The organism is Nonomuraea basaltis (assembly GCF_005893125.1).
Lineage (GTDB): Bacteria > Actinomycetota > Actinomycetes > Streptosporangiales > Streptosporangiaceae > Nonomuraea > Nonomuraea basaltis.
Window position 1 is genome coordinate 35,854 of sequence record NZ_VCJS01000098.1, and the last position, 9,730, is coordinate 45,583.

A 9,730-nucleotide genomic window follows, 5' to 3' on the forward strand; every position below is an offset into this window, starting at 1 on the left:
ATATCGTCACTTATGGACACTACCGTCACTAATGAAATGATTCGTCAAAGAGGAGTTGAGTATTCCGTCAGTCTTGACGAAGTGCACTACAGTGGGCACATCGCCGGCGAAAGCTGCGACGGGAGTGAGAACAGATGGCTGAGGCCGCACCGAGCCGCCTGGAGCGGCGCAAGGCGCGCACCCGCGCCGCGCTCATCCACGCGGCCCATACCTTCATCGCCGACGGCAAGACCAACGTGGCGATCCTGGAACTCACCCAGGCCGCCGACGTGGGCATGGGCTCGTTCTACAACCACTTCTCCAGCAAGGACGAACTCTTCCAGGCCGCCGTGGAAGACGCCCTCGACCGGCACGGCGCGGCACTGGACGAGCTGACCCGCGGCATGGACGACCCCGCCGAGATCTTCGCCTACAGCTTCCGGCTGACCGGGCGGCTGCACCGCCGCCATCCCCAGCTCAGCAAAGTCCTGCTCAACACCGGCCTGGCCATCGCCACCTCCGAGCACGGCCTCGCCCCGCGTACCCGACGCGACCTCCAAGCCGGCATCCAAGCCGGGCGCTTCACCATAGGCGACCCGGAGCTCGCACTCGTGATGGCCGCAGGCGCCACACTGTGCCTCGGCCAATTGCTCCACACCCAGCCCGACCGCGACGATGCCCAGGCCACCGACCAGATCGCCGAAGACCTGCTGCGCACCTTCGGCATCCCCGCCGACGAGGCCCACCAAATCTGTCAACGCCCCCTGCCCGAGCTCGAAGGCCTTCTCCCCGACGCCACTGCGTAGCAGTGCCAGGCGATGGCTGGTGTGCCGGTCCTGAGCGTTTCGTTTCAGATCGGCTGAGCGGTGGCGACGGTGCCTGGCTGCTGAGGTCCATCGTTATCTGGGTTCTTGGCCCCTTCTCCCAGGTCAGAGACAGATGATCTTGACGGGCATGTAGGCACATGAGGCTGTCCGGAAGTGTTTCGAAACACCTGGACACCCATTCGAGGACCGAGTATGGCCGTGACGATCGCTGGCGGTGGCCGGGCTTCGGTACGGGCTGGGGCGATCGCCGCTGCAAGCCTCCTTCGTCGGCCCCCAGCATCGAGCCCGGTGGGCGTCTGAGGCAGCGTGACCGCGGAAACGCTGACGTACGACACGTACGACCGGGTCAAAGCGAGATCCTCGAGAAGGATTTCCGCAGGTGACGAACATGCCTGACAACCCCAGATAACTTGTCAGGCATGTTCGTCGGGAACGCGCTTGCCTTACATGCCTGACGTCTTCTCGGCACCCCAGATAATCCGCGCCTATCTGGCCGGGCTCGCCGACTTGTCGCCGGCCAGCCGCAAGCGCAAGCGCGCCGCCATCGCCTCCTTCGCCAAGTGGGCCGTCCGCCACGACCTGCTGGTCGCCAACCCGATGGACCGCATCGACACTGTCAAGGTCCCGAAAGCCCTGCCCCGTCCGGCCGCGGCCGCCGACGTGGCCAAGGTGCTGGCGGTGATCTGCTCGCGGCGGCCGCGTAAAGACCTGCCGCTGGACCGGCTGCGGGATCGGGTGCTGTTTGAGACCGCCTACGTCTGCGGCGCCCGCGCCTCGGAGGTGTGCGGCCTGTACGTCGAAGACCTGGACCTGCGCCTGGACGACGAACACGTCCGCATCCGCGGCAAGGGCGGCAGCGTCCGCACCGTGCTGCTGGACGACCGCGGCTACGTCACCCTGCTCAAGCTCTACCTGACCCGCGCCGGCTACGCCGCCGGGCCGCTGTTCCGCGCCTCGATCAACGGTCGCGGCGGGCCGCTGTCCTGGCCTTCCTGTAGTCCTGGGGAAATTTCCAACGGATTTGCCTGACCTGCACTGATGCAAGCCTGTTCCGTTTGTTGATCACTTCCGCTACCGTTCGTACGGTCCTGAACCGGGTTGCGGTGTGGAGGCGGTGGTCGATGTCGACCCGGATGTTCTCTGAGGACCAGTTGGAGCGGTTGCGGTCGTATCCCGACATCGGCCGCGACGATCTGATCCGGTACTTCACCCTGACACCCGCCGACGTCGCCTTCATCGACCCGGGCCGAGGCCGAGGCGCCAGCGATCGCCTCGGACTGGCCGTCCAGCTCGCCACGTTGTCCTGGCTCGGGTTCGTCCCGGACGAGGTCAGGGCGGCGCCACCGGTGGCGGTGGCCCGGCTGGCCGAGCGGCTGAGCGTGGATCCAGCCGTTCTCGCTGACTATGGCCAGCGCGAGCAGACACGCAGCGATCATCTGCGGCTGGTGGCCGGCTATCTGGGGTGGAAGAACGCCCCGGCCGACAGCACGGCGATGAAGGAACTGGAGCAGTTCCTGCTGGACCGGGCCATGGAACACGACTCACCCACGTTGCTGTTCAACCTGGCCACCGAGTACCTGATGGCGGCCAAGACGATCCGGCCGGGCGTGACCACACTGGCCAAGATGGTGGCCACCGCCCGGACCAGCGCCACCGCGCTCACCTGGGAGAAGGTGGCGCACCTGCTGACCGATCAGTTACGCGCGGATCTGGACCGGCTGCTGGTCTACGACGCCGGGCTGAAGATGACCCGGCTAGCCTGGCTGATCAAGGTGGCCACCGACGCCAGCGCGACCTCGGTGAAGACCGCCATCGACAAACTGCTCTACCTGCGCAACATGGACGCCCACACCCTGGATGTGTCGGGGCTTGCCGCCGAGCGGCGCCGCTTTCTGGCCTCGGTCGGCCGCCGCTCGACCAACCAGGCGCTGGAACGCCGCGATGAGCAGCGCCGCTATCCGATCTTGCTGGCGGTGGTCACGCAGTCGGCGATCGACCAGGTCGACGAGGTGGTGATGCTGTTCGACCAGGCAGTCTCGGCCCGGGAGTCGCGGGCCAAGTCCAAGACGGACGAGGCGTTGATCGAACGGGCCAAGGCTGGTGAGGCCCGTCAACTGCTCCTGGACGTGATCTTGCCGGTGCTCGCCGACCCGGCTATCCCGGACGAGCAGATCGGCGGGCTGCTGCGCAACACGATCGGGATGAGCAAGCTGCGCGAGGTCGTCTCCGAAGGCTGGAAGAAGCTGCCGCGCGATCACGGCCGGCTCTCGGCGCTGCACGCCTCCTACACCTACCTGCGCCAGTTCACCCCGCTGGTGCTGGCGGCGATCGACTTTCAGGGCGGGACCGGCACCGGGGACTTGATGGAGGCGGTGGCCATCTTGAAGCGACTGAATGAGAGCGGTGGCCGCAAGGTGCCCGAGGAGGCGCCGACCTCGTTCGTACCGACCCGCTATGGTGAGTACCTGGCCAAGGCGCGCAAGGACGGCGATGAGACCGCCTACCGGCATTACTGGGAGCTGTGCACGGTGCTGGCGCTGCGCGACGGGCTGCGCTCGGGGGACGTGTTCGTGCCGGGCTCGCGCCGCTACGCCGACCCGGCCACCTACCTGTACACGCCCGAGCAGTGGGCGCCGCGGCGGGCTGACTTCTGCAAGCTGGTCCGTAAGCCCGCCGATGCGGCCGAGGCGATCGAACAGGGCAAGGAGGAACTACACGCCGCGCTGACCCAGCTCGACCAGACGCTGGCCCAGGCGCTGCCGGACGACAGCGGCGCGGTGCGGCTGGACGAGGACGACAAGCTCGTCATCCCGCCGCTGTCGGCCGAGGACGTGCCGGGGGAGGCCAAGGAGCTGAAGGCGGAGCTGGCGGGAATGCTGCCGTTCGCGCCGATCGCCTCGCTGCTGATCGAGCTGGATGTGCGCACCGGGTTCCTGGACTGCTTCACCCACGCCGGCGGCCGTAAGCAGGCCCGCTCGGTCGATCTCAAGCGCAACATCCTCAGCGTGCTCATCGCCAACGCCACGAATCTGGGCTTGGCCAGGATGGCGGAGGCCTGCGGTATCCCGTATGACGTGCTGCGCTGGACGCAGGAGTGGTACGTGCGGGAGGAGACGCTGCGCGAGGCCAACACCTGCATCGTGAACCACCACCACGCCTTGGAGCTGTCGAAGGTGTTCGGCGGCGGCACCATGTCCTCCTCCGACGGGCAGCGATTTCCGGTTCGCGGAAAGAGCACGACGGCCCGGGACATGACCATCCACGGCGGCCAGGTGCTGTCCAGCTATACGCACGTGTCGGATCAGCACTCCACGTTCGGCACCAAGATCATCGTGCCGAACGCCCGCGAGGCGCATTTCGTGCTGGACGACTTCCTGGGCAACGCCACCGATCTGCCCCTGTTCGAACACGCGACGGATACCCATGGCGTCACGTTGATCAACTTTGCGCTGTTCGACCTGGTGGGCAAGTTGCTCTCCCCGCGTATCCGCGACCTTGGCAAGATCACCCTGATCCGGGATGACACCCCCACCGAGATGGTCAAGCGCTATCCGCACGCGGGGCCGCTGCTGGGCGCCCGCTGGAATGAGGACCTCATCGCCGAGTGCTGGCCGGATCTGCTGCGCATGGCCGGGTCGCTGAAGTACGGGCAGGCGACCGCCTCGTTGGTGGTGGGTAAGTGGTCGGCCGCCTCCCGGCAGAACACCCTGGCGGCGGCGTTGAAGGAGTGGGGCATGCTGCGCCGTACGCTGCACGTGGCGAAGTATCTGTCGGACCCGGCCTACCGCAGGAAGATCGCCCGCCAGCTGAACAAGGGGGAGAGCCTGCACGCGCTGCGCCGGGATCTGCACTACGCCCAGCAGGGCGCCGTCACCAAGCCGGCCTTGGTCGATCAGACCGACCAGGCGTGGTGTTTGACCGTTTTGACCAACTCTGTCATCACTTGGATGGCGGAGTACTACTCGCTGGCCGTGCGGCAGCTGCGGGCCGCCGGCCGGGAGGTGCCCGACGAGCTGCTGGCCCACATCTCCCCGGCGCACAGCGAGAACATCAACTTCTTCGGCGTCATCACCGTGGATGTCGAGGCGGAGCTGGCCAAGCTGGACGGCGGTGGCTGGCGGCCCCTGCGTCCGGTAACTGCGGACGTGGCTCTGATGTGACCGCCGCTTCCCGGCGCCTGGCCTGCGCGCCGCGCCGGTGCCCCGCCGAGCCTCGTGTACGGCGGGCAGCGGTGCCCGCCGCCAGCCGAGCAGTTGCAGAAACCTTTCGGCCTGGCGCTCCAGGGTGCCGACTGGATTGTGGGGCGTCGCCGGCCCGTCGGGGCCGAGCAGGCGCGGGTTTTGTCCACGGCGGCGACGTCGTCGCTGAATTCGAGGCTGTGGGTGCATCGGCCAGCCGTCATGTGTTCGCTTCGCCCTTTCTGTCCCTTGCGGCCGCAGGACGGATGCTCCTAGTCAACGACGGTCCCGGCGGCCGAGGGAGTGACGCTCGTTAGGGGTACTGGCCTTACCTCCTCCGCTGCCGTCACCTTGCTTACCCTGGGGTTATGGGCCAGATCGACCACCGCGCCGAGGTGCGCGCGTTTCTCAGCTCGCGGCGGGCGCGCATCACCCCGGAGCAGGCGGGACTACCCGCCTACGGCGGTAACCGTCGCGTCAAGGGACTGCGGCGGGAGGAGGTCGCGATGCTCGCCGGCGTCTCCATCGACTACTACGTCCGCATGGAGCGGGGGAACCTCTCCGGTGCCTCCGACAGCGTGCTGGACGCCCTGGCCCGCGCCCTGCAGTTGGACGAGGCCGAGCGTGACCACCTGTTTTCCCTGGCCCGGGCGGCCGGTCCGGGCCCTCGCCGCCGCCGCACGCCGCCGGCCAGTGTGCGGCCGGCGATCCAGCAGGTGCTGGATGCCATCACCGACGCGCCGGCTTGGGTGCGCAACGGCCGCCACGACATCGTCGCCATGAACCGCCTCGCCCGCGCCCTGTACGCGCCCATCCTGGCCGACCCGCGCCGCCCGGCGAACACCACCCGGTTCCTCTACCTCGATGAGGCCGCGCGCGAGTTCTTCGTCGACTGGGACCGGGTCGCCAACGACGCCGCCGCCATGCTCCGGCTGGCGGCGGGCCGCAACCCGCACGATCGGGCGCTGGTCGAGCTGGTCGGTGAGCTGTCCACGCGCAGCGAGGTCTTCCGGCAGCGCTGGGCCTCCCACGACGTGCAGTACCACCGCAGCGGGATGAAGCGGCTGCGTCACCCGGTGGTCGGCCGGCTCGATTTGAACTTCGAGTCGATGGAGCTGCCGTCCGAGCCCGGTCTGACCCTGAACGTCTACACCGCCGCCCCCGGCAGCCCCACCGCCGACGGGCTGAAGATGCTCGCCAGCTGGGCGGCCACTCAAGACCTCGCCGAGGGACAGCAGGCGGCCCCAGACCAGGCCTGACCCGCGTCACCGACCTCCTGGCTCCGCATCCCCAAGGGCGCGACTCGCGGCGCGAGATCCATTCCCCGCGCACTGTCCATACCTCCGGTTGGCCCGGGGACGGCACCGCGCAGCGGGGCCGTAAACCCGGCTGGGGGGTTCTGTCATTACCTGTAACAGCAGGCCCTGCCGCATGTCCGAACGCGCCTGTTTGATGGAGGCTGACCAGGCAAAACGTCGGCCTTCAGAGGGAAGGGCGCATGAGGTGAACCGACCGACACGGTGGTGCGGATGCGCGGTCCCGCATATGCGGCAGCGGTCTGTGGCCCTACAGGGGCGAAGCCCGGGCCCGGCCTCACGTCGGCCATCGGCCACGAGGTCTTCGACCGCGAGGTCGGGCTGGAGCAGGTGCCCGACGGCTACCGCGCGATGAACGACCGCATCGCGCTGAAGGTCCTCATCCGACCCTGAAGACCCTGAACAGGAGCACGCATGGCCATCAGCGAAGCAGCCCGCCACACCCACGACGAGCTGTTCCCCGACCACGTCTCGACGCTCGCCCGCACCGATCCCGAGCTGGTCGAGGTCTTCGACAACTTCGCCTTCGACGAGGTGCTGCGCCACGGCGACCTCGACACCCGGACGCGGCTCATGGTTCAGCTCGCCGCGCTGATCGCCTGCCAGGCGGTGGGCGAGTACCGAGTGATGCTGGGCGCGGCGCTCACCGCCGGCGTCACCCCGGTCGAGGTCAAGGAGATCGTCTACCAGGCCGTACCCTACGCCGGCATGGCCAAGGTCTTCGACTTCCTGCACGCCACCAACGACGTGCTGACCGAGCGTGGCGTCGAGCTGCCGCTGCCCGGCCAGTCCACCACCACCCCCGACACCCGCTACGAGCAGGGCCTGGCCGTGCAGAAGCAGATCGTCGGCGCCGACCGGGTCGAGGCCCTCTACGCCTCCGCGCCGCAGGACGAGCAGCACATCCAGCGCTTTCTGTCGGCGAACTGCTTCGGCGACCACCTGACCCGCGCCGACCTGGACGTGCCGACCCGCGAGCTGTTGACCTTCGCCATGCTGGTCGCCCTCGGCGGCTGCGAGCCGCAGGTCAGGGGGCACGTCGCGGCCAACCTCAACATCGGCAACGACCGCGCCCGCCTGCTGGCGGTGCTCACCCAGCTCATTGCTTTCATCGGCTATCCGCGCACGCTTAACGGCCTGCGCGTCCTGGACGAGGTGACCCTGTGAACCCGCGTACCTGGCTCATCACCGGTGTCAGCAGCGGCTTCGGCCGCGAGCTGACCGGGCAGCTCCTGGAGCGCGGCGAGCGGGTGATCGGCACCGTCCGCGACACCAGCAAGATTGCCGACCTGGTCAAGCAGTACCCGGAGACGTTCCGCGCCGAGGTGCTGGACGTGACCGACGCCGCCGCCGTTCGCCAGGTGGTCGATCGCGCGTTCGCCGAGCTCGGCCGGATCGACGTGGTCGTCAGCAACGCCGGGTACGGCCTGTTCGGCGCCGCCGAGGAGCTGTCGGACGAGCAGGTCGACCACATCATCGCCACCAACCTGACCGGCTCGATCCAGCTGATTCGCTCCGCGCTTCCGCACCTGCGCGCCCAGGGCGGCGGCCGGATCGTTCAGATCTCGTCCTACGGCGGCCAGGTCGCCTTCCCCGGCAACTCGCTCTACCACGCCACCAAGTGGGGCATCGAGGGCTTCGCCGAGTCGGTCGCCGCCGAGGTCGCGCCGTTCGGCATCGGCGTGACGATCGTGGAGCCGGGCGGCGCGCGCACCGAGTTCCGCTACGGCAGCGCCCGGGTCGCCGACCTGATGCCGGTCTACGACGACACCCCGGCGCACGCCTTCCTGAAGATGCTCGACCCGGCAGGCGGCCTCGCGCCCGGCGACCCGGCCCGGATGGCCGCCCGGATCATCGACAGCGTCGCAACCGAGCCCGCGCCGCTGCGCCTGGTGCTCGGCTCCCAGGCGCTGGAGAGCACCCTGGCCGTGCTGCGCAAGCGCGTCGCCGACTTCGAGGGCCAGACCGAGCTGGCCGCCTCCACCGACTTTCCGCCGGGCGAGTGACGCCCGGGGATTGCCGACAGCGGACCTGCGGCAGGCGGGCCGCTCACCCGGCTTGGACCGGCCGCGGGTACGACCACGACGAACATGGAAGGCTCTCATGCGAGCGACCCTGATCTACGGCGCCGGCGACGTGCGCGTGGAGAACGTGCCCGACCCGGTGCTGCGCGAGCCCACCGACGCCATCGTGCGCGTGCTGCGCTCGTGTGTCTGCGGCAGCGACCTGTGGCCCTACAAGTCCCGCCCGGCCACCGAGCAGGGCGACCGGATCGGGCACGAGTTCCTCGGCGTCGTCGAGGACACCGGCTCGCAGGTGTCCGGGCTGCGGCGCGGCGACGTCGTGGTGGCCCCGTTCGTGTGGTCGGACAACACCTGCGGCTTCTGCCGTGAAGGCCTGCAGACCTCCTGCCGGCACGGCGGCCAGTGGGGCGCGGACGGCGTGGACGGCGGCCAGGGCGAGGCGGTCCGCGTCCCGCAGGCCGCCGGCACTCTGGTCAAACTCCCGGTCGGGGAGGACTCCGAGTTGCTGCCGTCCCTGCTCACCCTCTCCGACGTCCTTCCCACCGGCCACCATTGCGCGGTCACCGCCAGGGTCGGGCAAGGCACGACGGTGACCGTGATCGGCGACGGCGCGGTCGGGCTGATGGCGGTGCTGGCCGCCAAGCGCCTCGGCGCCGAGCAGATCATCCTCATGGGCCGCCACGAGGACCGCACCGAACTGGGCCGCGACTTCGGCGCCACCGACGTCGTCGCCGAACGCGATCAGGAGGGCATCGAGCGGGTCCGGGAGCTGACCGGCGGCGACGGCACCCACGCCGTGCTGGAGTGCGTCGGCACCGAGCAGGCCATCGCCACGGCGTTCGCCGTGGCCCGCGACGGCGGCACCGTCAGCCGCGTCGGCGCGCCCCAGTATGAGCAGGTGCCGATGGGATTCGGCGAGTTCATGCGCAACCTCACCCTGACCGGCGGCGTCGCCCCGGCCCGCGCCTACATCGAGGAACTGCTGCCGGAGGTGCTGAACGGCACCCTGCAGCCCGGCCGCGTCTTCGACCGCACGGTGGGCCTGGAGCAGGTGCCCGACGGCTACCGCGCGATGAACGACCGCACCGCGCTGAAGGTCCTCATCCAGCCGTAAGGAGAACCATGACCGCCTGGACCAGCGACGAACTCACCGCCATCGGCGATGCCGAAGAGCTCGACCTCGCCTCCCGCCCCGCCGACGGCACCTTGCGCCGCCCGGTGACGATGTGGGTCGTCCGCGCCGGAGACGCGTTGTACGTGCGCTGCATGAACGGCCGCTCCGGCGCCTGGTACCGCGGCACCCGGACCCGCCACCAGGGCCGCATCTCGGCCGGCGGCATCCAGGCCGACGTCGCCTTCACCGACGCCGACCCCGGCGACACCGCCGTCCACGACCGGATCGACGA

General features: G+C 69.2%; 9 protein-coding genes. All 9 read left to right on the forward strand.

Features of this window, described 5'->3' with window-relative positions:
* The first annotated feature begins 134 nt into the window (after positions 1-134).
* A complete protein-coding gene (locus EJK15_RS36605; protein WP_138715059.1) occupies positions 135-785 on the forward strand; it encodes a TetR/AcrR family transcriptional regulator in 651 nt (216 codons plus the stop codon).
* Positions 786-1,253: 468 nt separating this feature from the next.
* Positions 1,254-1,835: a tyrosine-type recombinase/integrase gene (locus tag EJK15_RS36610; RefSeq protein WP_240777444.1), complete on the forward strand. Its 582-nt coding sequence runs from the start codon at positions 1,254-1,256 to the stop codon at positions 1,833-1,835.
* A gap of 92 nt (positions 1,836-1,927) precedes the next feature.
* Positions 1,928-4,966 carry a Tn3 family transposase gene (locus EJK15_RS36615; protein WP_138715060.1) on the forward strand — a complete coding sequence of 1,013 codons (3,039 nt, stop codon included), beginning with the start codon at positions 1,928-1,930 and terminating at the stop codon, positions 4,964-4,966.
* A 395-nt stretch (positions 4,967-5,361) separates the two neighbouring features.
* Entirely contained in the window at positions 5,362-6,243 is an 882-nt protein-coding gene (locus EJK15_RS36620; protein WP_206061321.1) for a helix-turn-helix transcriptional regulator, read from the forward strand.
* Positions 6,244-6,513: 270 nt separating this feature from the next.
* Positions 6,514-6,693 carry a hypothetical protein gene (locus EJK15_RS36625; RefSeq protein ID WP_138715062.1) on the forward strand — a complete coding sequence of 60 codons (180 nt, stop codon included), beginning with the start codon at positions 6,514-6,516 and terminating at the stop codon, positions 6,691-6,693.
* 21 nt (positions 6,694-6,714) lie between these two features.
* Positions 6,715-7,467 (forward strand): carboxymuconolactone decarboxylase family protein, encoded by a 753-nt coding sequence (locus EJK15_RS36630; RefSeq protein ID WP_138715063.1) that lies wholly within the window; start codon positions 6,715-6,717, stop codon positions 7,465-7,467.
* On the forward strand, positions 7,464-8,306 hold the full coding sequence (locus EJK15_RS36635) for an SDR family oxidoreductase (protein WP_138715064.1): 843 nt from the start codon (positions 7,464-7,466) through the stop codon (positions 8,304-8,306). The genes EJK15_RS36630 and EJK15_RS36635 overlap by 4 nt, the downstream gene beginning before the upstream one ends.
* Positions 8,307-8,403: 97 nt before the next feature.
* Positions 8,404-9,438 (forward strand): zinc-dependent alcohol dehydrogenase family protein, encoded by a 1,035-nt coding sequence (locus EJK15_RS36640; protein WP_138715065.1) that lies wholly within the window; start codon positions 8,404-8,406, stop codon positions 9,436-9,438.
* A gap of 8 nt (positions 9,439-9,446) precedes the next feature.
* On the forward strand, positions 9,447-9,730 hold a 284-nt coding region (locus EJK15_RS36645; RefSeq protein ID WP_138715066.1), incomplete at its 3' end, for a DUF2255 family protein.

Coding starts and splice junctions, on each gene's coding strand:
- EJK15_RS36640 (WP_138715065.1), top strand. CDS start 8,404: ATGCGAGCGACCCTGATCTACGGCGCCGGCGACGTGCGCGTGGAGAAC.
- EJK15_RS36625 (WP_138715062.1), top strand. CDS start 6,514: ATGCGCGGTCCCGCATATGCGGCAGCGGTCTGTGGCCCTACAGGGGCG.
- EJK15_RS36610 (WP_240777444.1), top strand. CDS start 1,254: ATGCCTGACGTCTTCTCGGCACCCCAGATAATCCGCGCCTATCTGGCC.
- EJK15_RS36615 (WP_138715060.1), top strand. CDS start 1,928: ATGTCGACCCGGATGTTCTCTGAGGACCAGTTGGAGCGGTTGCGGTCG.
- EJK15_RS36605 (WP_138715059.1), top strand. CDS start 135: ATGGCTGAGGCCGCACCGAGCCGCCTGGAGCGGCGCAAGGCGCGCACC.
- EJK15_RS36630 (WP_138715063.1), top strand. CDS start 6,715: ATGGCCATCAGCGAAGCAGCCCGCCACACCCACGACGAGCTGTTCCCC.